Source organism: Synechococcus sp. 1G10 (genome assembly GCF_002252625.1).
In the GTDB taxonomy this organism is placed as follows: domain Bacteria; phylum Cyanobacteriota; class Cyanobacteriia; order PCC-6307; family Cyanobiaceae; genus Regnicoccus_A.
This window is the reverse complement of sequence record NZ_NQKW01000013.1, coordinates 23,001-48,337: the sequence shown is the minus strand read 5'-3', so window position 1 is coordinate 48,337 and position 25,337 is coordinate 23,001. Positions and strand designations below refer to the sequence as shown.

Here is a 25,337-nt window from a genome sequence, read left to right as displayed (position 1 = left end):
GCTCAGGCAGGGTGCGGGGCGTGGGGCTTGCGGGCCACCAGCAGCAGGGAGCTGCCCCAGGGTTGCGGCAGCAGGGGGGCCAGCAGGCGTTCCAGCTCCAGCAGAGTGCCTAGGCTCCGGTTGATCCAGGCTGGGGGGAGCCGCAGCTCCGAGTCCCCTGGGCAATCCTCGGCGCCGGATGCCCCCTCGGGACGCCGCATCAGGTCACCCAGCCGCAGGCGCAGCCACAGGCGCAGCCACAGGCGCAGCCACAGCAGCGGCGTCAGCGTTCCATTCCAGTAGCGGATCTCCTCTACGGAGAAACCGCTCGCCTCGACCAGCCGGTGCAGCCCGGCCGGCAGGAAGCGCCGGGCTCCCATCACCCGCACGTCGTGGCTGCGAGCCAGGCAGGGCATGGCGGCCACGTTCAGCAGCAGCATGCCCCCCGGCACCAGAAGACCGGCCATGCCCCGCAGGGCCTGCTCGGGGGAGACATCCCGGTGGTAGAGCACATCCACCGAACAGACCAGATCCCAGTCGCCGAGCACAGGCGACAGGTCATTGACGGAGCAGTGCCGCACCTCCAGCCCCAGCGAGCGGGCATGGGCGAGCGCCAGCGGATGGATGTCGCAGCCCTCCGCCCGGGCGACATCGGCGCGGCGGCTCAGGGCCCGCAGCAGTCCCCCGGTGCCGCAGCCGGCATCGAACACCCGCAGGGGTCGGCCGCGCCGCCGGCCTTCCCGCTCCAGCCGCGCCAGCAGCCGGCGGCGCAGGGCGATGAACCACCAGTGTCGCTCCTCCAGGCGCGCCAGGCTGCGGTACTCCTCGGGCAGCATCAGCGGATCCGGGGCGCGGGGGCATCGAGCAGCGGCAGCAGCTGGGTGCACACCTGCTCCAAATGCCGTTCCTCCAGGTAGGGGTGCAGGGGCAGGGACAGAATCCGGCCGAGAAGCGCTCTGGTGTGTGGCAGCTCCGGCGGCGGGCCGAAGCTGCGGATCACGTGGGGATGCTGGTGGCAGGCCTGGGGGTAGTGCAGGGCCAGGGGCAGCCCGGCCTGACGACCGGCGGCCAGCAAGGCATCGCGATGCCCTTCCGGCACCTCGACCACGTAGAGGTGATAGCTGTGCCGCCACGCCTCACCGTCCCCGGGGACGGTGAGGCGGCATCCAGGCGCGCGTCGTACCAGGCGGCCACCTGCCGGCGCTGGGCGATCCGCGCCTCAAGATGGGCGAGCTTGCCGAGCAACACCCAGGCCTGCAGCTCATCGAGCCGGCTGTTGACGCCGAACTGAACGGCCTGCCGGGATCCGTCCCAGCCATAGCAACGGCTGCGGCGGGCCAGCTCGGCATCCTCGGGGCGGTTCACCACCAGGGCGCCGCCGTCACCGAAGGCCGCCAGATTCTTGGTGGGGTAGAAGCTGAAGGCCCCGAAGCGTCCGCGGGTGCCGACAGGCCTCCCCCCGACCAGGGTGCCGCAGGCCTGGGCACAGTCCTCGATCAGGGTGAGGTCATGGCGCTCACACAGGGCGCTGAGGGCATCGAGATCGCAGGCAGCACCGTAGAGATGCACGGCGATCAGGGCCCGGGCTGGACGCCGGCGCAGATCCTCCCCCGCCAGCAGCGCCTCCAGATGGGCCACCGACAGCAGGGGCACGTCGGGCTCGACATCCACGAAAACCGGCTCGGCCCCCAGTCGAAGCACCGCCGCGACGGTGGCGTAGGCCGTGTGCGCGGGCAGCAGCACGCGATCCCCGCTCCCCAGGCCGCTGCAGCGGAGCGCCAGCTCGAGGGCATCGGTGCCGTTGGCCACGCCGATCACCGCCGGCGGGTCGCTGCCGGCGGCCAGCCAGCTGCCGAAGGCCTGCTCGAAGCGGCGCACCCCCTCCCCCAGGATCAGCTCCCCCGAGGCGCGCATGTGCGCCAGGGCCTCCAGCAGCAGTCCGCCATCGCGGTGCAGCTCCTGGAGGGGAAAGTTGAAGGGGTCGCCGGGGTCGGCACCGGGGGGCGACTGGGTCATGGCATGGCTGGGGTCGGGCTGGTGGCCGGCGTCAGTCCGGCTGGACCGGCAGGTAATGGCGCGCGTGCTGTTGGTAGTAGGTGATGGTGCGTTGCAGCGTGGCGCGCAGCGGCCTGCTGGGCGACCAGCCCGTGGCCTGCTCAAAGCGGCTGTAGGAGGAGTAGTAGTTGCCGATGTCGATCCTGCGGCGCTCTTCCGGAAAGGGCAGGATCTCCAGATGCCCCCCGCCATGGACCTCGATCAGCAGTTCTGCCAGCTGTCGCAGGCTGATCGTCTCAGGGGCGCCAAGGTTGTACGGACCCGGTAGCAGGGAGGGATCGCTGCCTGCCAGCAACAGGGCATCCACCACGTCCTCGACGTCGTTGAAATCGCGCAGCTGGTCACCTCCCCAGACCTGAATCGGCTGCCGCTCCAGCAGCTGTCTGACCCAGATACCAAGGAAGGTCTGACGGGCATCGCGGATGCGCATGCGCGGTCCGATCGTGTTGGTGAGTCGCAGCACGCAGGTGCTCAGTCCATACACCTCGTGGTACAGGCGATGATAGAGCTCTGCGGACAACTTGTTGATCCCGTTGACGTCAATCGGATGCACGGGATGGTCCTCGTCCACCGGTAGGTAGGCGGGGCGTCCATAGAGCTATCTCGTGCTGGCGAACACGATCCGAGCGCCGGGATTGACGCGGCGACACAGTTGCAGAAGGCTCAGCTGAGCCGTGAAGTTGATCGCCAGATCCGTCTGGGGATCTTTCATGGAATCGAGGTGGCTTGTCTGTCCGGCCAGGTTGAAGATCACCTCCTGCCCCCCCAGCAGCGCCTCCAGCGAGAAGCAGTCGCGAATGTCGGACAGGTTGATGCGTACGCGTTCCGCATAGCCGCTGAGGTTATGGAGATTGCCCCCGTACTCCGGCACCAGGCTGTCGATCACTGTCACCCGGGCTCCCAGGTCGCACAGCCGGATCGCCAGGGTGGAGCCGATGAAGCCGAGGCGCTGCTGGCGTGATCGCCCCGGCCTGACGACTGGCTCATGCGTCCGTCAGGCGAAGGGTCTGCATCGGCGTTCAGGCTAGGTCGTGCAGCTGCTGCCGCCCCTGGGTCGCGCTGTCCTCCAGGAGGAACAGGGGGCATCACCGCTCCGCGTCCAGGTCGGCATCGCTCAGCCCTTCCGGGTCCTTGTACTTGTCGATGTCGAAGCGCAGCAGCCTTGCGAACAGGGCATGGAAGGTCCCGATCCAGAGCTCTTTGGTGACCTCCCGGTAGATGCGGTTGCGTAGCTGCCGCTGCTGCTGGGGCTGAAGGGCTGGGCCAGCAGCAGCTCCAGCCGTTCCTTCATCTCCCGCGCCGCCTTGTTGGTGAAGGTGACGGCCAGCAGCTGGTGGGGATCAACGCCGTGTTGGCCGATCAGATGGGCGATGCGGTGGGTGAGGGCGCGGGTCTTGCCGCTGCCGGCACCGGCCACCACCAGCAGGTGCCCGTCGCGATGATCCACCGCCCGGCGCTGGGCGTCGTTGAGGCCGGAAGCAGGCCCCGGCGCCGTGCCACCCGACACCCGAAGGAGGGGGGCAGGGGAAGGACAGAGCCATGGGGGACCCTTGGGGCCCGATCGCTGCGAAGTATTCCAGGACTCCCTCACCTCTAGGGGAAGCCTGTACCGTCGCCGCGATTGGGACTCGGAATGATTCACCAACTGGGGCGCTTCTCCTTCTGGCGGCAGGGTGGCCGGAGCTGGAACCCAGGCTGGAAGGTCTCCCCATCCCTGAGGGAGAACCTGCCCCTGATCGGCCTGCTGGCGGCGATCACGTGGCTCACCTTCACACGCCTGCTCTCGCAGCATGTCGGCGACCACGTCTATGCCTTGGGCAGTGAAACCCTCCGGGCGGTGCAGGCCTGGGAGAACCATGGCTTCTTCCGGATGGCGGGCTTCTTCCCCCTGGGAGGGACTTACTACCCACCCCATCAGTTCCCCCCAACGCTCTATCAGTCCTATCCCCCGCTCTATCTGCTTCCCTACTGGGTGGGCTACCGACTCGTCGGTGGGGAAGCGGGGTTTCCCGCCGTCAAGATCAGCCTGGCGTTCCTGTTCCTGATCGCCCTGGGGCTGGTGCTCGGCAGGATCGCCACCCTGTGCTTCGCGGATCGGGGCCGTGGCACGCGCCAGTTGGTGTTCGTGGTGGCCTATGCGATCACGATCACCAACGAGGCCGCCCTGCGCTTCACCATCATCGACGAGCCCGATTACCTGGGCCTTCTGCTGATGCTGCTGGGCGTGGCACTCCTGGGGGACTGGTGGAGCCGGCGACACCCCCCCGGGGCCTGGCCGGTGGCCGCGGCCTGGGCGGCTGCGGCTGGAAGTCGACCTTCTCAAGGGTCTGCGGGCGATCTCCCTCACCGCGGTGGTGGCGATGGCCCTCTACTGGATCCAGCGCCTGATCGCCAATCTGATGTTTCCGCAGGGCCTTCAGGGGAGCAGCCTGTTCGATCGGATGGGGCTCACCGCCAGCACCAGCGAGCACCAGGGCGTGCTGGATTCCCTGCAGTTTCTGATCTTCCAGATGTCCGGTGCCACGATCGAGTCGTCGGGGCTGCCCGCCAGACATCTGCTCGAACATGCGGCGATCTGGATGCTGGGCGTGGTTCTGTTCGCCATCACCCTCCTGCGCAGCCATGGGCGCCGCCGGCAGCTGCTGCTGATCCTGGCCGCGGCCCAGCTCTGGCTGTTCGTGCCGCTGCTGCACCAATCGCTCAGCCAGCACGCGTGGATCTACGGCATCCATTTCCTGCCCACGGTGGTGCTGGGCTGGGTGGGCGGACTCACCACCCTGCTGCCGCGGCGACCCGGCAACCTGATCACCCCCTGGCTGCTGGGCTTCTTGGGGATCATGATCTGGGCCATCCAGCTCAGGTACTACCTGGTGGCCTACCTGGGCAAATGATGCGGCCGGCCGCTCCGCCCTGTGGTCCGGGCTCTCCGGAGGCCGTGTCACCCCGTTCGTAGCGTTCAGGGTCTGCCCCTCTCCACCCGTGCGGCATACCCCTCCCTTCCCCTACCGGCCGGAGATCGATGGCCTGAGGGCGATCGCGGTGCTGGCGGTGATCGCCTATCACTTCAACGACCGTCTGCTTCCCAGTGGCTTCCTGGGAGTCGACGTGTTCTTCGTGATCTCCGGCTTCGTGATCACCGCGTCGCTCGCCGGCCATGGGGAGTCGTCGCTGCGCCCTTTCCTGCTCAGCTTCTACGCCCGCCGCGTCAAGCGGCTGATGCCTCTGCTGATCGCCTGTGTCGTGCTCACCACGCTGATCGGTTTCCTGGTGATCACGCCGGGCACCGATGAGTTCGAGGCCACCTGGAGCACGGGGATCGCCGCCCTGTTCGGTGCGGCCAACATCAGCCTGCAGGCGCATCAGTCGGATTACTTCGCCACCAGCACCGCCCTGAATCCCTTTACCCACACCTGGTCGCTCGGTGTGGAGGAACAGTTCTATCTGCTGTTTCCGCTGCTGGTGTTCCTCAGCGGCTTCTCGCGGCAGCAGGTGGGTGCGGGGCGACGGCTGGCCCTGCCCCTGATCCTGCTGAGCGTGGCCTCCCTGATCGCGTTCGCCGTGCTGAACAGCCGGGATCCGCTTGGCGGCTACTACTTTTTCCCGGCCCGTTTCTGGGAACTGGCCGCCGGCGCCCTGGCCTTCCTGGTGTGGCGCAACCGGGGCGGATCCGCCGAGAAGGGCAGCGGCTGGCCGCTGCCGGGGTTCCTGGCCGGCGCCCTGCTGGTGCTGATGGTGCTGCCCCGCTCCGGGGAGCCCTGGACCACGCCGGCCGTGGTTCTGGTCACGGCCCTGCTGCTGCTGGTGCTGGCGGCAGGCCAGGGGACCTACGGGCTGCTGACGTCACCGGCGATGCGCTACCTGGGCCTGATCTCCTACGCCCTCTACCTCTGGCACTGGAGCGTGCTCTCGATCAGCGCCTGGACCGTGGGCATCCATCCGTGGACCGTGCCCTTCCAGCTGGCGCTGATCCTGGGGCTGGCGGCGGCCTCCCACCACCTGATCGAGCAGCCCCTGCGCAGGGCCCGCTGGTCGTCCCGGCCATCGCTTTCCATCCTCTACGGCCTGGCGGCAGCAGCGGCCGCCGCCCTGCTGCTGGTGGTGCTCGGCAAGCCCCTGCGGGGGCATCTTTTCACCGGCAGCGATGGCGCGGCCTACCGCAGGCACTGGGAACATCGGATCGGCATCCCCGGCACCACGGTCAACGGCACCCTCTGCCACACCGGTCCGGAGGTCACCCCGGGGTCGTTCGCCCCCTATGTCCGCCACTGCACCACCGAGCGGCGCCCCGGCGATCGGCGACACCTCTTCCTGCTCGGCGACAGCCATGCCCTGGCCCTGATGCCGCTGGAACAGCACCTCCACGACCGACTGCCCCTGCAGATCACCCACTACTCGCGCAGCGGCTGCCCTTTCCCCCCTTCCGCCTCGGGGCATGAATCGAGCGGCTGCTGGGCGTTCTCCCGCCAGATGCTGGACGCGGTGACGAGCGCCGTTCGCCCGGGCGACATCGTGGTGATCCAGAACTACTTCCGCTCCCACTTCGGCGACGGCGACGACACCCGCAACATGCAGATCGATGCGGCGGGCCGTCATGTGCTCGGCGCGGCGAACAAGCTGGCCTATTACCGCAAGGCGCTCGAGGATCTGGCCGCCAACCTGGGAGCCCGCGGGGCCAATCTGGTGATCCTCGGGGAGGTGCCGCGCTTCCTCGATCTGAAGGTGGATCCGAACCTCTGCATCCGCCAGTGGTTCCGGCCCTGGCTGCCCCCCCAGTGTCAGCAGCCCCAGCGTCAGTCCCTAGCCGGGTACCGGCAGGAGAACGAAGCCCTCAACAAGGTGTTCGAGGCCGTGGCCGCCGCCCATCCCCACGTGCACGTGTTCGATCCGGCGGTATCACTGTGTGCCGATGGCACCTGCAGCAGCCACGACCGACAGGGCAACCTCCTCTACCGCGACCGCGACCATCTCAACGAGCTCGGCGTGGCCCGGATGGCCGAGGACTTCCGCCGCTTTCTGGCCGACCGGGGGCTGCTGAGCACCGCCATGCCCGAGGGGAACGCGAAAACCCTGGACCTACATTGACCGGGCTTCGCGGCGTGCAGGCGTTGGCTCAGGGAACCGGTTCCATCCCGATCTTCATCGGCTACGACCCCCGGGAGCGGGCCGCCACCAACGTGCTGATCGACAGCCTGTACCAGCACAGCAGCATGCCGCTGGCGATCACACCCCTGGTGACGCCCCAGCTGGAGAACCAGGGCCTGTACCGCAGGGAGCGGGATCCGAAGCAGAGCACGGCCTTCTCGTTCACCCGCTTCCTGGTGCCCCATCTGATGGCCTACCAGGGCTGGGCGATCTTCATGGACTGCGACATGCTCTGCCGCGGCGACATCGCCGAGCTGTGGCAGGCGCGTGACGCGGCCTACGCCGTGCAGTGCGTCCAGCACGAGCACACCCCCAGCGAGACCCGCAAGTTCCTGGGCGAGGTGCAAAGCGCCTATCCGAAGAAGAACTGGAGCTCGCTGATGCTGCTGAACTGCGAGCGCTGCACCGCCCTCACCCCCGACTACGTGAACACCGCCACCGGCCTGGAACTGCATCGCTTCCACTGGCTGGCTGGCGACCACGAGATCGGCGCCCTGCCCGACCGCTGGAACCATCTGGTGGACGTGCAGCCGGCCCCGGACGCCGGAGCCGGGGAGGGGGGACCGACCCTGCTGCACTGGACCCTGGGCGGGCCCTGGTTCCGCGAGCAGTTCACCATGGGCGGCGTGCTGGCGGCGGAGTGGTACCGCGCCCGCGAGGATGCCATGGGCCTGTGGGACTGAGGCCAGGAACCCCTTGGGACTGAGTGTCGTCACCGTCTGCATGAACCGGCGCGAGCACCTGCTCGCCACCGCCCCCCGGCTGGCGGCCTGGCCCCGCCACCAGGAGCACCTGATCGTCGACTGGAGCAGCGGCGAGCCCCTGCGCCGGGAGGATCTGCCCGACGACCCACGGCTGCGGCTGCTGCGGGTGGAGGGGGAGGAGCGCTGGAACCTCTGCCGCGCCTACAACTTCGCGCTGGCCCGGGCCCGCGGCACGCGGCTGCTGAAACTGGACGCCGATGCCTGGCCCACGGAGCGATTCGACCCGGACGATCCGGCCCTGCGGCTGCCCGGCAGCGGCCTGCTCTGTGCCTTCGGCAGCGGCCCCGAGGGCCGCAAGGGGCAGCTGCTGCTCGATGCGGCGCTGGTGCAGGCGGTGGGGGGCTTCGACGAGCTGATGGTGGGCTACGGCTTCGACGACAAGGACCTGCAGGCCCGGCTGCGGCTGCGCACGGGCCATGACCCGGCCGTGATCCCGGCCGACTGGCTGGCGGTGATCGCCCACGGCGACGAGGAGCGGGCCGGGCAGGGGAGGGCCGCCCGGCGCAGCGGCCTGGAGGCGGCCCGGGGCCAGGCGGCGATGCGGGCCACCCGGATGGCCAACCGGGTGGTGGCGGCCCACTGCCCGTGGGGCGCGGACAGCCCCGGCTCGCGCTATCGGGAGGTGGCGCCGGACCGGTGGCGGCTGGAGCCGGAGTCCCTGCCGGGGCCGCCGGCCGAGGTGGCGGCGGAACTGGAGCACGTGCGGCGCATGACCTTCTGGGGGGCGTTCCTGGTGATTCCCGAGGTGGGCCTGGAGGCGATGCCCTGGAGCCTGTTCCCGCCGGAGCGGGGCGGGCGCTGGCCGGTGCGCTGGTGGCACCGGCTCTGGTGGCACACCGGCCGCCGGCTGGTGCTGCTGCCGGTTCAGGCTCTGGCTGCGGCCCAGGCCCTGCTCACGGCGGGGGGGAGCAGGACGCCATGAGCGAACAGCCACGCCTCAGCGTCGTCACGGTCTGCATGAACCGGCGCGAGCACCTGCTGACCACGGCGCCACGGGTGGCGGCCTGGCCCCACCACCACGAGCACCTGATCGTGGACTGGAGCAGCCGTGAGCCCCTGCGCCGCGAGGATCTGCCGGACGACCCTCGCCTGCGGCTGCTGCGGGTGGAGGGGGAGAGCCGCTGGAATCTCTGTCGCGCCTACAACTTCGCCCTGGGCCAGGCTAGCGGCACCTGGTTGCTGAAGCTCGACGCCGACTGCTGGCCCACCCGGGAACTGGAGCCATCAGCCCTGCTGGCCGCCGGGCCGGTGTGGGTGGGCAGCGGCGGCGAAGGACGCTACGGCCAGTTCCTGATGGAGCGGAGCACGTTCGCCTCCGTGGGCGGTTTCAACGAGTACCTGCGGGGCTGGGGCTTCGATGACAAGGATCTGCGGGCCCGGCTGGAGGTGCAGCAGGGGCTGCGCCTCAGCACGATCCCCACGGAGGCGATCGGGGTGATCGAGCACTCCAACGAGGAGCGGATGGGCCAGCCGAGGGCCGGCGAGGGGGAGGCGCTGCGCCGCAGCCTGGGGCTGGCGACGATGCGCTCCTCGCGACTCGGCAACCGGCTGCTGGCGGCCCACCACCCCTGGGGCCCGCGCACCCCCGCCAGCGTCTACGAGCAGACGGCGTCGGGTTTGTGGCGGGTGGTCAGCGCCTCCGTGCCGCGCCCCACCGCCGAAACCGCCGACGAGATCGACCATGCGCGCCGCATGGCTTTCTGGAGCTGCTTCCTGGCGATCCCGGACGTCTTCCTGGCGGAGCTGCCCCCCAAGCTGGCGCCGCCCTCCCGGCAGGGGCGCTGGGCGGTGCGCTGGTGGCATCGGCTCTGGTGGCACTCCGGCCGGCGGCTCCTGGAGCTTCCGGTGCTGGTGCTCGGCCTGGGGCGCGGGCGTCTGGAGAGGATGAAGCGTGCCCTGGGGCCACGGTGATCCGCCTGACGCTGGCGAGCAACGCCCTGCACCTGGAGGCGGCGCGGCGCCTGCGGCGGAACCCGGCCCTCACCGGCCCTGCGCCGCTTGAGATCCTGCTCTGGGAGCCGCGGCGCATGCGGCTGGGGCCGGAGGATCGCCGGCTCTGGCCCTTGCGCCTGCCGGTGACTCCTCTCACCATGGCGCTGCTGATGCCGCCGGCCCTGGCGGGCCTGGTGCGGGAACTGCGCCTGGCCCATCTGCACAACGCCGGCCGGGCCCTGCGGCGGATCGCGGCCCGGGCCCACCGGATCGTGCTGCTCGACGACGGCCTGGACCAGTACAGGGCCGCGCCCCGGGCGGTCGATCCCCGGGCGTTCCCTGAGGGGATCGACTACTGGCTCTTCTCCGATGCCCCGGCCTGGCGGGCCCGCTGGTGCGCGCGCTTCCGCTGCCGCGACCTGGGACCCCTGTTCGATCGCCAGGAAGCCCCTCCCGACGGTGCCCGGGAGGTCCCGCTGCCGCCGCCACGGGGGACCCTGATCATCGATTCCCCAGGGGTGGAGCGGCTGCAGGAGGATGCGGCTGCCCTGCCGCGGCCCTGGTGGCTGATCCCGCATCCGGTGGACGCAAAGCGCTCCTGGACCCTGCCGCTGGCGGAGGGGGATCGATGCCTGCAGGTCCCCCCCGAACAGGTGCTGCCGTTCTGGCGGGGGACTGTGGTGGTGGGAGAGAGCCTGATGCTGCTGGCGGCCCTGCGCTGGTGCAGAACCGGAACGGTGGTGAGGGTGGCGCTGCCCGGTGACGTCGATGAACGCCTGCGCGCGTCAGTTTGTGCCGAGGCCGGCCTGGATGCCGGGGTGATGTGGCGTGAATGACACCATGCTGTCAACCGCAGCACGGGTCCGGGACCGGCCATGGCCCGGAGTCGGAGTCGTCTGGGAGCAGCGTTCAGCATGAGTGAGCAAGATTCGCCGTGGCCGACGGACGGCGCGGTCACCACCTTGCCCGCCGCCCTCAGCTCGCCCGGCACGGAGATCTGGGGGCTGGTGTTCCTGGCTCTCTTCCTGGCCGTGCACTGGCAGGAGGTCACCTCCCCCACCCTCAATGTCGACGACTGGGCCCTGATCGGCTCCGCGATTCAGCAGGCCCAACAGAGTCGCCCCGCCTGGGATCTGGTGCATGCCCTGCTGTTCCAGCACGCCTTCTCGCCGTTCTTCGGCTGGCTGCTGGCGGCGGGTTCCCTGTTCGCCATCGCCGCCGCCCTTCCTCTGTTCCTGCCGTACCTGACGGCTCCCTGGATCGCGCTGGCCGCCCTGCTGATCTCCCTGCACGCCTACCTGCTGGATCTGTTCAACTTCAGCTTCGCCATCGGCCTCTATCTGCTGCCCGGGGCCCTGTCGCTCTGGGGCGGTGTGCTGATCGCCTACAACCCCTGCCCACCCTTGCTCGGGCGGCGCTGGCGCGATGCGGTGCTCGGCGTCGCGATGGTGGTCGTGGCCATGGGCATCTACCAACCCACGGGAGCGCTGGGGCTGGTGCTGATCGGGCTCGACGCCCTGGCCCGGGCGCTGGGATCCAGGCAGCCGGCCCCCGGCAGTTGGCTGCGGCTGCTGGCCGGCGTGATCAGCGGGTCCCTCATCTACTACGGCATCGCCCAGCTAGCGATGAGGGGCCAGAGCGCGAATGAGCGCACTGGCTTCGCCACCCTCTCCCGACTGGTGGAGAAGGTGCTGGATGCGGGCGTCTACCAGGAGGTCTACGCCACCGATGTTTCCCTGCTCTGGCGGCCGGCCCAGATCCTCCTCTCCTGTGTGTTTCTGCTGCTGCTGGTCACGCTCAGCATCGCCCTGTGGCGGCGAGCCGCCCCGGGCAGGGAACGCCGCCATCGCCTGGCGCTGCTGTGGCTGGCGGCCGGCTTGCTCACCCAGTCACCGTTCCTGCTATTCGTTGTGCTGGAGGCCGGGTTCCCCCGCCGTTCGTTCTGCCTGGGCAATGTGGGCATCGTCGCCTTCAGCGTGATCGCGCTGGCCTGGCTGGCGGGGTCTCCCGGGGCTCGTGGCCGCTGGGCGCGCCTCGGCAGCCGCGCCCTGGTGAGCCTGCTGATCGTGGGCTACGTGATTCCCCAGAGCGCCTTCGCCTCCCGGGTGTGGGAACTGACCCAGCTTCTGGAACGGCGCGACATGGCCATGGCCCAGGCGATCGCCGCCGATATCCGCGCTCTTTCCTTGAAGAGCACCGCCTCCGATCCTCCTCCCCAGACCTTCCGGCTGTTCGGAACCACGGAGCACAATCAGCCGTTCCCTCATTGGAGCAGCGTGGGCGAATCGGCGTTCCGCCAGAGCTGGAGCATCCAGGCGATCTTCCGCCAGCTGCTCGGCATCGAGGTGGAGCACCTCGCCTACCGCAGCGAGGGCAACGAGGCGGAAGTTCGGGGTTCCCTGCCCCGCTGCCGGGCCTGGCCGGAGCGCGGATCGATCGTGACCTACCGGGGCCAGTGGCTGGTCTGCTTGGAGTCCAACCCCGCGGGCCTGCGATAGCGCCAGCGGGTGAGCAGGAACGACGTGCCTGCCCACACCAGCAGGGTCGCGATCTCGACCCCCGCAGGCGGTGTGGATTGCTGCTCCAGCAGCCACCCCAGACCCAGGGCCAGCAGCAGACAGAAGCCCTGGATCAGCAGGTAGTCGATACGCAGGGCCCGGGGAAGCGCACAAGGAAGCTGATGCGCGCATGCAGGAGCACATTGACCACCAGGCAGGTGCCACCCGCCAGCACGATGGCCCCCAGGGAGCCCACCCCGGCGCGGAGCGCAAGGGCGAACAAGCCCAGGTAAGCAGCTCGCCGAATCCACCCACCAGCACGAAGCGCACGAGCGTGGAATCGAGCCCGCGGCGCAGCAGCGGCAGGGGTCGGCGATTCCTGGTCACGCTCGTCGGGCCGGGTCGCTGGCCCTGCTCGCCGGTGTCTCAACCGGCCAGGTGCCCACGGCCTCGATGCTGCGGGCGAACGACTGGGGCTTGCCGCTGACCGTGAGGAAGATCCGGCCGAGATACTCGCCGAGCACGCCGATCAGCAGGCACTGGAGGCCGCCGAAGATCAGGATGGCCGAGATGATCGAGAGCCAGCCCGCCACGGCCAGGCCCTGCACGAGGGCCTGCACCAGCAGGATCGCGATCGCAAGCAGACCGGTGAAGGCCAGGGCCAGGCCCAGCAGGGAGGCCAGCCGCAGCGGCATGATCGAGAAGCTGGTGAAGATCGTGAGCCAGAGCCGCACCAGACGCCGCATGTTGTAGTTGCTTTCGCCGTCGAGGCGGGGGTCGTGGTTCACCGTCAGCGTGCCGATCCGCTGGGTGTACTGGGAGAGCAGACCGTCGATGTAGGGGTACGGAGCGCTGTACTGAGCCACCTGGCGGGCGATCGGCCCGGCCACACAGCGGAAGCTGGAGAGGTAGAGGCGTTCCGGCAGATCCAGCAGCCAGTTGGCCGTGCGGTTGGCGAAGCGGCTGCCCAGGTTCCTCCAGGGGGCATGACGTTTCTCCCGATGGTTGCCGTAGACCACATCCAGCTCCTGCTCCTCGGCCATCCGCCACAGCCGCAGGGCTTCCTCGGGTGGATTCTGCAGGTCGTCATCGAGGTTGATGACCCAGCGGCCCCGGCTGTGGCGGTAGCCCGTGAGCACCGCCTGATGTTCGCCGTAGTTGCGGGCATGACGGATCAGCAGCACCCGCAGGGGACTGCCGCGGAGGCGGCGGCGGGCCCGCTCGACGGTGTCGTCGGGGCTGCCGTCATCCACCATCACCAGCTCCCAGGCACAGGGCAGGGATAGCCCCTCCAGCCGCTGGATCAGCGCCTCGATCGATCCGCTGCTGCGATAAAGGGGGATCACGAGGCTGAGTTCCGGAGCCTCGCCCCAGCCGGCGAGTTCGTGATGATCGACGGGCATCTCAGCAGACCTCCTGGGCCATGGGTTTGCGGGCCGCGAGCAGCAGAGAGCTGCCCCAGGGAAGGGGCAGCAGCCTCGCAAGTCGACGTTCCAGTTCCAGCAGCTTCTCCAGACTGCCGTTCAGCCAGACGGGGGGAAGCGTCAGTTCGGAGGGGGCGTCGCCGTCGCCCTCCACACCGGAAGCTGTCAAACGCTGCAGGCGGAGCCAGAGCCACAGGGGTGGCGTCAGCCAGGAGTTCCAGTAGGTGAGCTCCTCCGTCCGCAGGCCGGCGGACGCGGCCAGCAGCCTGAGGCCGTCCGGCAGGAAGCGGCGGGCCCCCATCACGCGCTGATCATGGCGGCGGGCCAGGCCCGGCATGGCGGCCACGTTGAGCAGCAGCAGTCCACCCGGTGCCAGCAGGCCGGCCATGCCCGCCATGGCGCGCTCGGGAATGACCTGGCGGTGGTAGAGCACATCCACCGACAGGACCACGTCCCAGCCAGCCGGCACCTCGTCCAGTTCATTCACCGAACACCGCCTCACGGCCAGGCCCCGTGCGCGGGCATGGTCCAGCGCCTGGGGATGGAGATCACAGCCCTCGGCCCGGGCGATCTCCGGGCAGCGGCCGAGTTCCTGCAGAAGCCCTCCGGTGCCGCAACCGGCGTCGAACACCTGAAGGGGGCGCCCCCGCCGGTGGGCTTCCCGCTCCAGTCGCTTCAGCAGACGACGCCGCAGGGCCCGGTACCACCAGTGCCCCTGCTCCAGGGCCGCCATCACCTCGTATTCCCGGGGCTGCATCAGCCCGTTCCCCCGGCTTGGAATGCTCCTTCCAGAAGGGGCAGCAGCCCTTCGCAGACCCTCTCCACCTGGTCCCTGGGCAGATAGGGATGCAGAGGCAGGCTCAGGATCCGGGCCACCAGCTCCTCGGTGCGGGGCAGGCCGCCGGCGGCGCCGAAGCGCTGGATCACGTGGGGATGGCGATGGCAGGGGAGCGGGTAGTGGACCGCCAGGGGCAGTCCCGCCTTCCGGCCGGCCGCCAGCAGAGGGTCCCGCAGCGACGGTTCCACCTCCACCACATGCAGATGGAAGCCGTGCCGCCAGTCGGAGCCATCACGGGGCAGGGTGACGCGATCGCCCAGCAGCTCGGCGTACCAGGCGGCCACCTGGCGCCGCTGCTGGATGCGCTGCTCGAGATGGGGCAGCTTGCCGAGCAGCACCCAGGCCTGCAGTTCATCCAGACGGCTGTTGATGCCGAACTGCACCGCCTCCCGCCGCTCATCCCAGCCATAGAAGCGGCTGCGCCGGGCCCACTCCGCATCCTCCGGGTGATTCACCACCAGGGCCCCGCCGTCGCCGAAGGCCGCCAGGTTCTTGGTTGGGTAGAAGCTGAAGGCAGCGAACCGCCCGCGTGTGCCGACCGGTCGGCCGCCGACCAGGGTGCCGGTGGCCTGAGCACAATCCTCGATAAGGGGCACGTCGTGGTGATCGCAGAGCGCCCCGAGGGCATCGAGATCACAGGCCTCCCCATAGAGATGCACGGCGATCAGGGCACGGGGCCGTTCGCCGGGGCTGCCGGCACTGCGGCTCAGGAGGGCGTCCACGTGGTCGGGCGCCAGCACCGCACGACCGGGCTCCAGGTCGACGAACACCGGCACGGCGTCGATCCGCAGGACCGCGGCGAGGGTGGCGTAGGCGGTGTGCGAGGGCAGCAGCACCCGGTCGCCGGCCTGCACCCCGCTACCGCGCAGCGCCAGTTCGAGGGCGTCGGTGCCGTTGGCCACACCGACCACCTCGGGGGCGGGATCGTCCCCGCCCAGCCAGGCGCCGAGGGCCTGCTCGAAACGGCGCACCCCTTCGCCCAGGATCACCTGACCGGATGCGCGCATCCGATCCAGCGCCTCGCCCAGCAGCGCTCCGTCGCGCCAGAGCTCCTGCTGGGGAAAATTGAACGGATCAGCCGGCGGGTCAGAGCTGGGGCTGGCGATCACGGCAGGGGAGTCGTGGCTCACAGATAATGCTCCCCATGCTGCTGGTAATAGGCCAGGGTGCGCTTGAGCGTGTGCCGGAGACTGCGGCTCGGCTGCCAGCCACAGGCCTGCTGGAAGCGTGAATAGCAGGAGTAGTAGTCGCCGATGTCGATCTTGCGGCGTTCTTCAGGGAAGGGGGTGACGATCAGTTCGCCGCTGCCATGGAGCTCGATGAGCAGTTCGGCAAGCTGGCGCAGGCTGATGGTTTCTGCTGATCCTAGATTATAAGGACCAGGCGGCAGATCAGCTCGACCACCGGCCAGCAGCATCGCATCCACCACATCCTCAACATCATTGAAGTCGCGCAGCTGGTCTCCACCCCATACCTCAATCGGTTCCTGCCGGATCAACTGCCGAATCCATACACCGAGAAACGTCTGGCGGGCATCACGTATGCGCATGCGGGGGCCGATCGTGTTGGTGAGTCGCAGCACACAGGTGCTCAGCCCATAGACCTGATGGTAGAGGCGATGGTACATCTCGCCGGAGAGTTTGTTGATGCCATTCACGTCCACCGGATCCACCGGATGTCGCTCATCCACCGGCAGATAGTGGGGCCGGCCATAGAGCTGGCGGGTACTGGCGAAGACGATCCGCGCCCCTGGATTGACGCTTCGGCAGAGCTCGAGCAGGCTCAGTTGCGCCGTGGCATTGATCGCCAGATCCGTTTGGGGATCACGCATCGAATCGAGGTGGCTGGTCTGGCCGGCCAGATTGAAGATCACCTCCTGCCCGTGGAGCAGGGCCTCGAGAGAGAAGCGATCGCGGATGTCGGAGAGATTGATCCGGATCTTCTCCTGCAGGCCTTCCAGGTTGTATTGATTGCCGCCGTAATCAGGGATGAGGCTGTCGATCACCGTGACCCGGGCGCCGAGTCCGTAGAGGCGGATGGCGAGGGTGGAGCCGATGAACCCCAGGCCACCGGTGATAAGGACGGATCGTCCATTCCAGCAGTGCCAGATTTCACCCGAAGGTGTCAGCGCCTGATCTGGAGCGGAAGGATCCGAGGAATCGGGGCCAACCATCATCGCAGGATCGTAAGGGTGAGAGGTTGCTAGCCCAGCTTCACCTCCTGTATCCGCGGACGCAAAGCCCTGTCGCCTGGGACTCTTCAGGCCAGTTCACGGAGGCTGCGGGTCACCTGGTCGGCGGTCTCGCTCCAGCGGAAGCCGGCCGCCCGTGCCGGCCCCGCCCCGGCCAGCTGCCGGGCCAGAAGCGCATCACGGCCCAGGTCGGTGAGAGCCGCGGCGATGGCGGCGGGATCGCGGGGATCCACCAGCAGCCCCGCGTCCCCCACCACTTCGGGCAGGGCGCCGGCACGGGCCGCGATCACCGGGGCGCCACAGGCCATGGCCTCCAGCGCCGGCAGGCCGAAGCCCTCCCACAGGCTCACCGTCAGCAGGCCGCGGCAACGGTTGAGCAGTTGCAGGCGTTCGGCGTCGCTCACCCAGGGGAGCCAGTCGCAGCGGCCGTCGATGCCCAGCTCGGTGGCGAGGCGCTGCAGGCGGGGGGTGTAGCGGCGGTCGTGCGGGCCCACCAGCTTGAGGCGCAGGTCCCCCTGCGGATCGGGCACGGCCGCGAAGGCCCGCAGCGCCCGCTCCAGGTTCTTGTGGGGGTCATGGCGCCCCAGCACCAGGAAGAAGGGCTCCCGCTCCAGGCCCAGGGGCCGCAGCAGGCCCGGATCGAAGCCGAGCCGGATCGGCTCCAGACGCCGTACGGGGACCCTCAGCCGCTCGTGCACCTCGCGGGCGGTGGCCTCGGAGTTGCACAGCACCCGCACGGCCCGGTGCAACACCAGCGGCACGTAGGCCAGGTGGTAGACCAGCAGGGGCGTGAGCTGGGGGTAGCGCAGCGGCAGCAGGTCGTGGGCGAGCACCACCGAGCGCACCCCCCGCCCCAGGGGGGCTTCCGGCAGTGGTGAGAGCAGCAGTGGAACGCCGTGGCGCCGCAGCAGCTTCGGCAGTTCGTTCTGGGTCCACACCAGCCGGGCCCAGTGGCCGCGGCGGCCGTGGTCGGGCGAGAGGTTGTCGGGGATCGGCAGGCTGCCGGGGCGGCCGAGGCCGAGGGGATCCAGCAGCGGCACCAGGGCCGGATCCAGGGCGGAGACCAGATCGCGGGCCACCACCCCGATGCCGGTGGGGCGGCGGCTGAGGTAGCTGCCGTTGAAGAGGGCCAGGGGCATCGCCGAACTCATCGCCTTGGGGGAACCGCCGGCGAAGCGGTGGGGAAGGGACCCATGGCCTCCGCCATCGCCACGAGCGTCGCCCAGCTGCGTTTCGGCCGCCCCGGCAGCCGCAGCAGCGTCATGAGCAGCAACCTGAGGTTGCGCAGGGCCAGCACCCAGCCGGGCCGGTGCCGGCGCAGGAAGCGCAGATAACTCAGGGTCGAGAGCCGTTGGCGTCGCTCGCTGGGGGTTTGGCTGCCTGCACCCCGCTGGTGGGTCACCGCCAGCGCCGGCCACCACAGCACCGGGGCGCCCGCCGCCCCAAGCCGCAGGCAGAGGTCCATGTCTTCGTAATAGAGGGGGAAGGCGGGATCGAAGCGAGCCGGGGGTAGGTGGGCGCTGGGCCGGATCAACAGGCTGCAGCCGCTCAGCCAGTCGAGCTGCACCGCGCCTCCGCCAGGGATGGCAGTGGCGGCAGCAGAGGCTGCGGCTGAGCCGACAGCAGAGGCCAGTCTGGCTTCACTCACCCGCCGCCGGCGGAAATCGAGGCCGCGATCGATCCAGCCGCCGCTGGGCTCGAGCTCACCGCTTGCGGCGCGCACGGCGGTGCCAAGCAGTGCCCGGGGCGGCAGTTGCGCCAGGGTCTCGCTCAGCCGCTCCAATTCATGGCCGGCCGGCAGGGCGGTATCGGGATTGAGCAGCCAGATCCAGCCCCCCCAGCCCTGGCGTGCCAGGTGCTCGAAGCCCCGGTTGCAGCCCGCCCCGAAGCCATCCCCTTCACGCCCCGCCACCAGCTCCAGCGGTGGCCCGCCGCCTCCACCGCTGAGGTCGTCGGCCCGCAGCGGCGCCGACTCCGGGCTGTTGTCCACCACCAGCCAGCGGAACGGCAGCAGGCTCTGGCGGGCCAGATCGTCCCCCAGCTGCTGCAGGGCGTCGAGGCTGTGGTACGCCACGCTGAGCACCACGGGCACGGAACCGGGAGGAACGGCAGTGATGAGCGATCCGCAGCTGAGCGCAGCTTCGCAGGAGGGCTCCGGTCCGCCAAGCGGCGAGGCCCCCTGCGGCATCTGTCGCCTCCATGGCGATGAGGAGGCGGTGGCCCGCGACGAAATCCTTCGCCTCGGGCCCTGGCTGCTGCGCCATCACCCCCGGCCGACCCCCCTGGCGGGCTGGTTGCTGCTGGATGCCCGCCGCCACCTCGGCGGTCCGATCGACTTCCTGCCGGAGGAGGCAGTGGCCTTCGGTCCGATGCTGCAGCGCTGCAGCGAGCTTGTGCAAACACTCACCGGCTGCGGGCGGGTGTACGCGATCGCTTTCGGTGAAGGTGCCCGGCATCTGCATGTACATCTCATTCCCCGCCACGGGGACGACCCTGGCAGTGAGGCCTGGAGGGTGGCGGACCTTTACCGGGCAGTGTCTGCTGGCGAGCGGGCCGCGGCGCCGGAGCGGCAGGTGGAGCAGCTGGTGCGCCAAGCCAGGGAGCTCACTGCGGCCTGGCGATAGGCTCCGCTGCAGCGACCGGGGCCCTGCGGTGAACGAGGCAGACCTGCAGCAGGAGGCAGCGGCCCCATGGCGTTGCCTGGTGGCGGTACCCGCCCGGCTCGAGTCTTCCCGGCTGCCGAACAAGGTGATGGCCGAAATCGGCGGGCAGCCGATGCTGCGGCGGGTGCTGGAGTGCTGCCGGCAGTCCCGGCGGGCCGCAGCGGTGGTGCTCTGCACCGACAGCGACCTGCTGCGGCAGGAGGCCGAGGGCTGGGGTTTCCCCGTCCTGATGACAGCGGCCTCCTGCAGCTCCGGCAGCGACCGCCTCGCTTCGGTTGTGGACGAGCTCACGGCCCTGGCTGCCACCGCAGTCGCCGGAGCGGAGGCTGCCCCGCCTGATCCTGCGCGCACGGTGATCATCAATGTCCAGGGGGATCAACCTTTCATTGATCCGGCGGTGATCGATGCGATGGCCAAGGCCTTCGCCGGCACCACGCCAGCCCCCGCCGTGCTCACCCCGGTGTACCGGATGGGTGCGGAGAAGGTCCACAACCCGAATGTGGTCAAGACGCTGCTGGCGGCGGACGGTCGTGCCCTCTACTTCTCCCGCTCCGCGATCCCGCACGTCCGTGGCGTCGAGTCCGCTGACTGGTCCCGGCACACTCCCTACTGGGGGCATGTGGGCATCTACGGCTACCGGGCCGACGTGCTCGCCCGCTGGGCGCATCTGCCCCACTCACCCCTGGAGCACACCGAGAAGCTCGAGCAGCTGCGGCTGATCGAAGCAGGCATCCCGGTGGGCACCTTCCCTGTCGACGGTGATTTCCTCTCGGTGGACACCGCCGAGCAGCTGGAGCAGGCCCGGGCGATTGCAGCGGCCGCTGCCGGCTGAGGGCTCAGACTGCTCCCGGCGCCAGGCCCGCCTGAACCAGATCGTGCAGGCGCAGCAACCCCAGCATCGGTCCCCCGTCGGCCAGCACAGGCAGCACACCGATCGGTTTGCGCCGGTTGCGCTCCATCCGCTCGAGCGCCTGCACCGCCAGCAGATCCGCCCCCACGGTGATCGGGTCGACGGTCATCAGATCGGTGGCCCGCAGTTCCCCCCAAGTGGCCGGTGAATGATGCTCCAGTGCCCGGCGCAGGTCGCCATCGGTGATCAGCCCGGCCAGCAGGGATTCGTTGTCAGCACGGCTGACCCAGCAGGCCCCCACCCCATCGCCGGTGAGCCTGGCGATCACGTCGCTGAGGCTGGCGCCCTCCTCAAGGGGATGCAGCTGAGCGGTCGGCACCATCAGATCACCCACCGTGAGGGTGAGTTGCTTGCCCAGGGCACCGGCGGGATGATTGCGGGCGAAATCGGCTGGTGAGATGCCGCGCCGCTCCATCCACACCGCCGCCAGGGCATCGCCGATCGCCATCGCCACGGCGGTGCTGGCCGTGGGCGCCAGGTTGAGGGGGCACACTTCCCGGTCGACGGAGCCATCGAGGACCACCTCGCAGCCCCGGGCCAGGCTCGAGGCCACCCGACCCACCAGGGCGATGCGGCCGGTGCCACGGCGGCGCAGGTGGGGCAGGATCTCCAGCAGCTCCTGGGTCTCGCCGCTGTTGGAGAGCAGCAGCACCACGTCCTGGGGGGCCACCACCCCCAGATCGCCGTGCAGGGCGTCGAGGGGGTTGAGGAAGAGGGCCATCAGCCCGATCGAGGAGAAGGTGGCGGCGATCTTGCGCGCCACGATGCCGCTCTTGCCCACCCCGGTGATCACCAGCTTGGCGCGCTCGTCGGCGCAGCGGTCCAGCAGAACCAGGGCCGCATCCACCTGTTGGCTGTCCAGCCGGTCGGCCGTTGCGGCGATGGCTGCGGCCTCTTCCTGCAGGCAGCGCGTCAATGCCGACATATCAGCTGCAGGCGATGGAGCCAAGCGACTGTATGGCGGGCGAGCTGGGCGGATCGGGGTGGGGGTCAGATCCGCGCCATGGCCGAACGCACCTCGCGGTCGGCGTCCTTACGCCTCTCATCCTGGCGCTTGTCGTGCAGCTTGCGGCCCTTGGCCAGCCCCAGGGTGAGCTTGATCCAGGAGCCCTTGAGGTGCAGATTCAGCGGCACCAGGGTGAGGCCCTTCTGGTCGAGTGCCACCCGCAGCTTATTGATCTCCTTGCGGTGGGCCAGCAGCTTGCGGGTGCGCAGAGGCTCGTGGTTGAAGTAGGCGCTCGCGTGGCTGTGGGGGGAGATGTGCACGTTGTGCAACTGCAGTTCGCCGTTGCGGATCAGGCCGAAGCCGTCACGCAGGTTGGCCTTGCCCGCCCGGATCGACTTCACCTCGGTGCCCACCAGCTCGATGCCCGTTTCCAGGGTTTCGAGGATCTCGTATTGATGTCGTGCGAAGCGGTTGTCGGCCAGCAGCCGGTTGGCGGCATCCCGTGCAGCTTTGGCCGCTTTCTTGCCCGCGCCTTTGGCCATCGACCTCCCCTCTGCTGAACTGACCCTATCCATGTCCTGACCTGCCTACTGTCAGGGCCATGGCGATCGTCTCCTCCGCAGCCGGATCCGGCGCCCAGCCGCCACCGCGGCTGCTGGATCCACGCCAGCAGACGGCCAGCCGCAGCCGGGATCCGCTCGAGGCCGAAGAGGAGGCCCCCCTCCCCAACCGGGAGGACGGCCTGCGGCCGCGGCGCCTCAGTGATTACATCGGCCAGAGCGAGCTCAAGCAGGTGCTGGGTATCGCCGTGGAGGCCACCCGTCAGCGGGCGGAGGCCCTCGATCACGTGCTGCTCTACGGCCCCCCCGGCCTCGGCAAGACCACCATGGCGCTGGTCCTGGCGGAGGAACTGGGCGTGCGCTGCCGCATCACCAGCGCCCCCGCTCTGGAGCGCCCGCGCGACATCGTCGGTCTGCTGGTGAACCTGCGCCCGAACGAACTGCTGTTCATCGATGAGATCCACCGGCTCAACCGCGTGGCCGAGGAACTGCTCTATCCGGCGATGGAGGACTTCCGCCTCGACCTCACCGTCGGCAAGGGCACCACGGCCCGCACCCGGGCGGTGCCGCTGGCCCCCTTCACCTTGGTGGGCGCCACCACGCGGGCCGGAGCCCTCAGCTCACCCCTGCGCGATCGCTTCGGGCTGATTCAGCGGCTGGAGTTTTACACCGTCGACGATCTCCAGGCGATCGTCGAGCGGGCCGCCGGGTTGATCGGTCTGGTGCTGGAGGCGGAGGCGGCTGTGGAGGTGGCCCGTCGCTGCCGCGGCACGCCTCGCATCGCCAACCGGCTGCTGCGGCGGGTGCGAGATGTGGCCAGCGTTCAGGGGCAAGCGCGCATCGGCCCAGGACTGGTGGCCGAGGCCCTCAGCCTGCACAGGGTGGATGCCCTTGGCCTCGATGCCAGCGATCGCCGCCTGCTGGAGTTGCTGCTCGGTGGCTACGGCGGCGGCCCGGTGGGCCTCGACACCCTGGCCGCCGGTCTCGGTGAAGACCCGATCACCCTGGAAACAGTGGTGGAGCCCTTTCTGCTGCAGCTCGGATTCCTGCAACGCACCCCCAGGGGCCGGGTGGCCACCGAGGCGGCACGGCGCCATCTGGCCTGGCCGGAGGCCGCCTGATGGCTGGCTTGCGGGCCATGGGAAGGTGCCTGCTGGCGCTCGGTCTGACCCTGGCTCTGGCGCTGCTGCCGGCCCCACGACCGCTCTGGGCCAGCCCCGCCACAGCAGCGCCGCTGCCTCAGTTGTTCGAGCAGGCCCTCGCTGCCAGCCGCGAGGGCCGCTTCGGTGATGCCCTGCCCCTCTGGGACCGGGTGCTGGAGCAGGCTCCGAGTGATGCCGCCGCCTGGAGCAACCGGGGCAACGTGCAGCTCGCCCTGGGGCGGGCTGAGGCCGCGATCGCTGACCAGGAGCAGGCGATGGCGCTTGATCCTGTCAACGCCGATCCCCACCTCAACCGCGGCACCGCAGAAGAGGCCCTGGGCCAGTGGGACCTGGCCGCCGCCGATTACCACTGGATTCTGGAGCGGGATCCCGAGGAGGCTTCCGCCCTGTACAACCTCGGCAACGTGCAAGGTTCGCTTGGTCACTGGGATCAGGCCAGGGACTGCTTCGAGGCGGCGGCGGCGGCCCGGCCGGGCTTTGCCATGGCCCGCTCCAGTGCGGCCCTGGCCGCTTTTCAGCTGGGGGAGCCGGCCGAGGCCGAGCGGGAACTGCGCAAGCTGGTGCGCCGCTATCCCCTTTTCGCCGACGCTCGGGCGGCCCTGACGGCCCTGCTCTGGCAACGGGGCGCCGCCGGTGAAGCGGAAAGCAACTGGGCGGCGGCCTCTGGTCTGGATCCCCGCTACCGCCAGCCAGAATGGTTGCTGGAGATCCGACGCTGGCCCCCGGGGCCGGTTCAGGCTCTCGAAGATTTTCTCCAGTTGGTCCAGCGATGAGTTCTGCCGCCCCATCCCGTTCCAGCGGCACCGCGGCGGATATTTGGCGGCGGCTGGATCTGGCCAGGGCTCTGGAGCAGGCCACGCCCGAGTTGATCGGCCTGCGCCGCCATGTCCATGCCCACCCCGAGCTGAGCGGTGCCGAACACCAGACGGCGGCCCTGGTGGCCGGTGAGTTGCGCCTGCTCGGTTGGCAGGTGCGCGAAGGGGTCGGCCGCACCGGTGTGGTGGGTGAGCTGGGGCCGGAAGGAGCTCCGCTGCTGGCCGTGCGGGTCGACATGGATGCCCTGCCGGTGGAGGAGCGCACCGGCCTCGCTTTTGCCTCCAGCCAGCAGGGGTTGATGCATGCCTGCGGGCACGATCTGCACACCGCTGTGGGGCTCGGTGTGGCGCGACTGCTCGCTCCCCTGGCCGGTCAGCTGAGTGCCCGGGTGCGGCTGCTGTTTCAACCGGCGGAGGAAACGGCTCAGGGGGCGGCCTGGATGCTGGCCGATGGCGCCATGGAGGGCGTGCAGGCCCTGTTCGGGCTGCATGTGTTCCCCAGCTTGTTGGTCGGAACGATCGGGGTGCGCAGCGGCAGCCTCACCGCCGCCGCGGGCGAGCTGGAGGTGGAGGTGCTGGGGGAAGGGGGCCATGGGGCCCGGCCCCACCAGTCGACCGATGCGATCTGGATCGCGGCACGGGTGGTGAGCGGCCTGCAGGAGGCGATCAGCCGCCGGCTCGATGCCCTGCACCCGGTGGTGGTGAGCTTCGGGCGGATCGAGGGGGGCAAGGCGTTCAACGTGATCGCCGACCACGTGCGTTTGCTGGGCACCGTCCGCTGTCTGGACACCACCGTGCATGCCGAGCTGCCGGGCTGGATCGAGGACACCGTCCACTCCATCTGCCGGGGGTATGGCGGCGAGGCCCGGGTGCGCTACCGCTGCATCTCGCCCCCGGTGCACAACGACCCCGCCCTCACCGACCTGGTGGAGGAGGCCGCCCAGGCCCTGTTGGGCCGCCCGCAGGTGCTGCGCCTGGATCAACCTTCTCTGGGGGCTGAAGATTTCGCTCAGCTGCTCTCGGTGGCGCCGGGAACGATGTTCCGTCTGGGGGTGGCTGGAGCCGATGGTTGTGCCCCTCTTCACAACGGTGGCTTCAACCCCGATGAAGGCTCCCTGGCGGTGGGGGTCGAGGTGCTCACCCTCAGCCTGCTGCTCTGGATGGAGCGCCAGGCTTGAGCCGCTTCCGTCCTGCCCTGAGGATGGTGCTTGCCCTTTCGGCCCCTCTGCTGATTCTGCTGGCGCTGGTGAGCATGGCCTCCCGCCGAGGCACCCAGCGGCTTGAGGCGGTCCCGGCCCTGATGATCGGCACCGGCCTGCTCGTGAGCAGTGGTCTGCGCCGGGCCCAGAGGCGGCGGATCCTGCTGGAGGCCCTGCGCCTGGCGGCTCCGGGACAGGCATCTAGTACTGAGCAGGGTCCTGGCGGCAGTGGTGTGAACGGCGTGGGAGGCTGAAGTC

25 protein-coding genes and 2 pseudogenes are annotated in these 25,337 nt (G+C 69.7%); 13 read left to right on the top strand and 14 right to left on the bottom strand.

Features of this window, described 5'->3' with window-relative positions:
- Positions 1 to 2: 2 nt before the first annotated feature.
- The 5 genes and pseudogenes from CJZ82_RS11780 to CJZ82_RS11760 all read right to left on the bottom strand — a co-directional run.
- Entirely contained in the window at positions 3 to 815 is an 813-nt protein-coding gene (locus CJZ82_RS11780) for a bifunctional 2-polyprenyl-6-hydroxyphenol methylase/3-demethylubiquinol 3-O-methyltransferase UbiG (protein WP_094555969.1), read from the bottom strand.
- Positions 815 to 1,078 carry a DegT/DnrJ/EryC1/StrS family aminotransferase gene (locus CJZ82_RS19375; protein WP_255380910.1) on the bottom strand — a complete coding sequence of 88 codons (264 nt, stop codon included), beginning with the start codon at positions 1,076 to 1,078 and terminating at the stop codon, positions 815 to 817. The genes CJZ82_RS11780 and CJZ82_RS19375 overlap by 1 nt, the downstream gene beginning before the upstream one ends.
- A complete protein-coding gene (locus CJZ82_RS11770; RefSeq protein ID WP_094555967.1) occupies positions 976 to 1,995 on the bottom strand; it encodes a DegT/DnrJ/EryC1/StrS aminotransferase family protein in 1,020 nt (339 codons plus the stop codon). Before CJZ82_RS11770 ends, CJZ82_RS19375 begins: the two co-directional genes overlap by 103 nt.
- Before the next feature lie 31 nt (positions 1,996 to 2,026).
- Positions 2,027 to 2,971: pseudogene (locus tag CJZ82_RS19010) on the bottom strand (NAD-dependent epimerase/dehydratase family protein).
- A gap of 175 nt (positions 2,972 to 3,146) precedes the next feature.
- Positions 3,147 to 3,541: pseudogene (locus CJZ82_RS11760) on the bottom strand (UvrD-helicase domain-containing protein); the annotation flags it as partial.
- Positions 3,542 to 4,394: 853 nt separating this feature from the next.
- Between CJZ82_RS11760 and CJZ82_RS11755 the strand changes: the two are divergent.
- The 7 genes from CJZ82_RS11755 to CJZ82_RS11725 all read left to right on the top strand — a co-directional run bounded on the left by CJZ82_RS11755 (position 4,395) and on the right by CJZ82_RS11725 (position 12,370).
- Entirely contained in the window at positions 4,395 to 4,925 is a 531-nt protein-coding gene (locus tag CJZ82_RS11755; RefSeq protein ID WP_143593650.1) for a hypothetical protein, read from the top strand.
- 88 nt (positions 4,926 to 5,013) lie between these two features.
- Positions 5,014 to 7,116: an acyltransferase family protein gene (locus tag CJZ82_RS11750; protein ID WP_158218564.1), complete on the top strand. Its 2,103-nt coding sequence runs from the start codon at positions 5,014 to 5,016 to the stop codon at positions 7,114 to 7,116.
- Positions 7,117 to 7,139: 23 nt separating this feature from the next.
- Positions 7,140 to 7,859, top strand: a complete 720-nt coding sequence (locus CJZ82_RS11745) for a glycosyltransferase (protein ID WP_094555996.1) — start codon at positions 7,140 to 7,142, stop codon at positions 7,857 to 7,859.
- A 13-nt stretch (positions 7,860 to 7,872) separates the two neighbouring features.
- Positions 7,873 to 8,862 (top strand): glycosyltransferase family 2 protein, encoded by a 990-nt coding sequence (locus CJZ82_RS11740; protein ID WP_233130215.1) that lies wholly within the window; start codon positions 7,873 to 7,875, stop codon positions 8,860 to 8,862.
- Positions 8,859 to 9,851, top strand: a complete 993-nt coding sequence (locus CJZ82_RS11735) for a glycosyltransferase family 2 protein (protein ID WP_094555963.1) — start codon at positions 8,859 to 8,861, stop codon at positions 9,849 to 9,851. The genes CJZ82_RS11740 and CJZ82_RS11735 overlap by 4 nt, the downstream gene beginning before the upstream one ends.
- The gene (locus tag CJZ82_RS11730; RefSeq protein ID WP_094555962.1) at positions 9,848 to 10,708 is read left to right on the top strand and encodes a hypothetical protein; all 861 of its coding nucleotides are present in this window, start codon (positions 9,848 to 9,850) and stop codon (positions 10,706 to 10,708) included. Before CJZ82_RS11735 ends, CJZ82_RS11730 begins: the two co-directional genes overlap by 4 nt.
- Before the next feature lie 78 nt (positions 10,709 to 10,786).
- The gene (locus CJZ82_RS11725) at positions 10,787 to 12,370 is read left to right on the top strand and encodes a glucosyltransferase domain-containing protein (RefSeq protein WP_158218563.1); all 1,584 of its coding nucleotides are present in this window, start codon (positions 10,787 to 10,789) and stop codon (positions 12,368 to 12,370) included.
- 133 nt (positions 12,371 to 12,503) lie between these two features.
- On the opposite strand, the gene CJZ82_RS18420 is transcribed toward CJZ82_RS11725, so the two are convergent.
- The 7 genes from CJZ82_RS18420 to CJZ82_RS11695 form a co-directional block, all read right to left on the bottom strand.
- Complete coding sequence (locus tag CJZ82_RS18420; protein ID WP_158218562.1) at positions 12,504 to 12,653, bottom strand: hypothetical protein; 150 nt, start codon at positions 12,651 to 12,653, stop codon at positions 12,504 to 12,506.
- A gap of 100 nt (positions 12,654 to 12,753) precedes the next feature.
- Positions 12,754 to 13,773 (bottom strand): glycosyltransferase family 2 protein, encoded by a 1,020-nt coding sequence (locus CJZ82_RS11720; RefSeq protein ID WP_094555960.1) that lies wholly within the window; start codon positions 13,771 to 13,773, stop codon positions 12,754 to 12,756.
- 1 nt (position 13,774) lies between these two features.
- Entirely contained in the window at positions 13,775 to 14,551 is a 777-nt protein-coding gene (locus CJZ82_RS11715; protein ID WP_094555959.1) for a bifunctional 2-polyprenyl-6-hydroxyphenol methylase/3-demethylubiquinol 3-O-methyltransferase UbiG, read from the bottom strand.
- The gene (locus tag CJZ82_RS11710; RefSeq protein ID WP_143593649.1) at positions 14,551 to 15,741 is read right to left on the bottom strand and encodes a DegT/DnrJ/EryC1/StrS aminotransferase family protein; all 1,191 of its coding nucleotides are present in this window, start codon (positions 15,739 to 15,741) and stop codon (positions 14,551 to 14,553) included. Before CJZ82_RS11710 ends, CJZ82_RS11715 begins: the two co-directional genes overlap by 1 nt.
- A 17-nt stretch (positions 15,742 to 15,758) precedes the next feature.
- A complete protein-coding gene (locus tag CJZ82_RS11705) occupies positions 15,759 to 16,808 on the bottom strand; it encodes an NAD(P)-dependent oxidoreductase (protein ID WP_233130214.1) in 1,050 nt (349 codons plus the stop codon).
- Positions 16,809 to 16,891: 83 nt separating this feature from the next.
- Positions 16,892 to 17,974, bottom strand: a complete 1,083-nt coding sequence (locus CJZ82_RS11700; RefSeq protein ID WP_094555957.1) for a glycosyltransferase family 1 protein — start codon at positions 17,972 to 17,974, stop codon at positions 16,892 to 16,894.
- Entirely contained in the window at positions 17,971 to 18,915 is a 945-nt protein-coding gene (locus tag CJZ82_RS11695) for a glycosyltransferase family 2 protein (RefSeq protein ID WP_094555956.1), read from the bottom strand. The genes CJZ82_RS11700 and CJZ82_RS11695 overlap by 4 nt, the downstream gene beginning before the upstream one ends.
- A 22-nt stretch (positions 18,916 to 18,937) precedes the next feature.
- Here CJZ82_RS11695 and CJZ82_RS11690 point away from each other — a divergent pair, with 22 nt between their 5' ends.
- Together CJZ82_RS11690 and kdsB are read left to right on the top strand one after the other, a co-directional pair.
- Positions 18,938 to 19,447 carry an HIT family protein gene (locus CJZ82_RS11690; RefSeq protein WP_094555955.1) on the top strand — a complete coding sequence of 170 codons (510 nt, stop codon included), beginning with the start codon at positions 18,938 to 18,940 and terminating at the stop codon, positions 19,445 to 19,447.
- 28 nt (positions 19,448 to 19,475) lie between these two features.
- Positions 19,476 to 20,318, top strand: coding sequence for a 3-deoxy-manno-octulosonate cytidylyltransferase (kdsB, locus tag CJZ82_RS11685; protein ID WP_198949749.1), 843 nt, complete (start codon positions 19,476 to 19,478; stop codon positions 20,316 to 20,318).
- A gap of 4 nt (positions 20,319 to 20,322) precedes the next feature.
- On the opposite strand, the gene CJZ82_RS11680 is transcribed toward kdsB, so the two are convergent.
- Together CJZ82_RS11680 and smpB are read right to left on the bottom strand one after the other, a co-directional pair.
- A complete protein-coding gene (locus CJZ82_RS11680; RefSeq protein ID WP_094555954.1) occupies positions 20,323 to 21,321 on the bottom strand; it encodes an SIS domain-containing protein in 999 nt (332 codons plus the stop codon).
- Between the two features lie 65 nt (positions 21,322 to 21,386).
- Positions 21,387 to 21,884 carry an SsrA-binding protein SmpB gene (smpB, locus tag CJZ82_RS11675; protein ID WP_094555953.1) on the bottom strand — a complete coding sequence of 166 codons (498 nt, stop codon included), beginning with the start codon at positions 21,882 to 21,884 and terminating at the stop codon, positions 21,387 to 21,389.
- A 59-nt stretch (positions 21,885 to 21,943) separates the two neighbouring features.
- Between smpB and ruvB the strand changes: the two genes are divergently transcribed.
- Genes ruvB through CJZ82_RS11655 form a run of 4 tightly spaced genes read left to right on the top strand, consistent with a single transcriptional unit; the run spans position 21,944 to position 25,333 of the window.
- Positions 21,944 to 23,023 (top strand): Holliday junction branch migration DNA helicase RuvB, encoded by a 1,080-nt coding sequence (ruvB, locus tag CJZ82_RS11670; RefSeq protein WP_094555952.1) that lies wholly within the window; start codon positions 21,944 to 21,946, stop codon positions 23,021 to 23,023.
- On the top strand, positions 23,023 to 23,838 hold the full coding sequence (locus CJZ82_RS11665) for a tetratricopeptide repeat protein (RefSeq protein ID WP_233130213.1): 816 nt from the start codon (positions 23,023 to 23,025) through the stop codon (positions 23,836 to 23,838). Before ruvB ends, CJZ82_RS11665 begins: the two co-directional genes overlap by 1 nt.
- The gene (locus CJZ82_RS11660) at positions 23,835 to 25,058 is read left to right on the top strand and encodes an amidohydrolase (protein ID WP_233130212.1); all 1,224 of its coding nucleotides are present in this window, start codon (positions 23,835 to 23,837) and stop codon (positions 25,056 to 25,058) included. The genes CJZ82_RS11665 and CJZ82_RS11660 overlap by 4 nt, the downstream gene beginning before the upstream one ends.
- A complete protein-coding gene (locus CJZ82_RS11655; RefSeq protein WP_233130211.1) occupies positions 25,055 to 25,333 on the top strand; it encodes a DUF3188 domain-containing protein in 279 nt (92 codons plus the stop codon). The genes CJZ82_RS11660 and CJZ82_RS11655 overlap by 4 nt, the downstream gene beginning before the upstream one ends.
- The last annotated feature ends 4 nt before the right edge of the window (positions 25,334 to 25,337 follow it).

Excerpts from the sequence above, each read along its gene's own strand:
- CJZ82_RS11755 (WP_143593650.1), top strand. The coding sequence starts at position 4,395 with ATGGCCCTCTACTGGATCCAGCGCCTGATCGCCAATCTGATGTTTCCG.
- CJZ82_RS11680 (WP_094555954.1), bottom strand. The coding sequence starts at position 21,321 with ATGTCGGCATTGACGCGCTGCCTGCAGGAAGAGGCCGCAGCCATCGCC.
- CJZ82_RS11780 (WP_094555969.1), bottom strand. The coding sequence starts at position 815 with ATGCTGCCCGAGGAGTACCGCAGCCTGGCGCGCCTGGAGGAGCGACAC.
- CJZ82_RS11720 (WP_094555960.1), bottom strand. The coding sequence starts at position 13,773 with ATGCCCGTCGATCATCACGAACTCGCCGGCTGGGGCGAGGCTCCGGAA.
- ruvB (WP_094555952.1), top strand. The coding sequence starts at position 21,944 with ATGGCGATCGTCTCCTCCGCAGCCGGATCCGGCGCCCAGCCGCCACCG.
- CJZ82_RS11665 (WP_233130213.1), top strand. The coding sequence starts at position 23,023 with ATGGCTGGCTTGCGGGCCATGGGAAGGTGCCTGCTGGCGCTCGGTCTG.
- CJZ82_RS11700 (WP_094555957.1), bottom strand. The coding sequence starts at position 17,974 with ATGAGTTCGGCGATGCCCCTGGCCCTCTTCAACGGCAGCTACCTCAGC.
- CJZ82_RS11770 (WP_094555967.1), bottom strand. The coding sequence starts at position 1,995 with ATGACCCAGTCGCCCCCCGGTGCCGACCCCGGCGACCCCTTCAACTTT.
- CJZ82_RS11735 (WP_094555963.1), top strand. The coding sequence starts at position 8,859 with ATGAGCGAACAGCCACGCCTCAGCGTCGTCACGGTCTGCATGAACCGG.
- CJZ82_RS11690 (WP_094555955.1), top strand. The coding sequence starts at position 18,938 with ATGAGCGATCCGCAGCTGAGCGCAGCTTCGCAGGAGGGCTCCGGTCCG.
- smpB (WP_094555953.1), bottom strand. The coding sequence starts at position 21,884 with ATGGCCAAAGGCGCGGGCAAGAAAGCGGCCAAAGCTGCACGGGATGCC.
- CJZ82_RS11660 (WP_233130212.1), top strand. The coding sequence starts at position 23,835 with ATGAGTTCTGCCGCCCCATCCCGTTCCAGCGGCACCGCGGCGGATATT.
- CJZ82_RS11715 (WP_094555959.1), bottom strand. The coding sequence starts at position 14,551 with ATGCAGCCCCGGGAATACGAGGTGATGGCGGCCCTGGAGCAGGGGCAC.
- CJZ82_RS11725 (WP_158218563.1), top strand. The coding sequence starts at position 10,787 with ATGAGTGAGCAAGATTCGCCGTGGCCGACGGACGGCGCGGTCACCACC.
- CJZ82_RS11705 (WP_233130214.1), bottom strand. The coding sequence starts at position 16,808 with ATGATGGTTGGCCCCGATTCCTCGGATCCTTCCGCTCCAGATCAGGCG.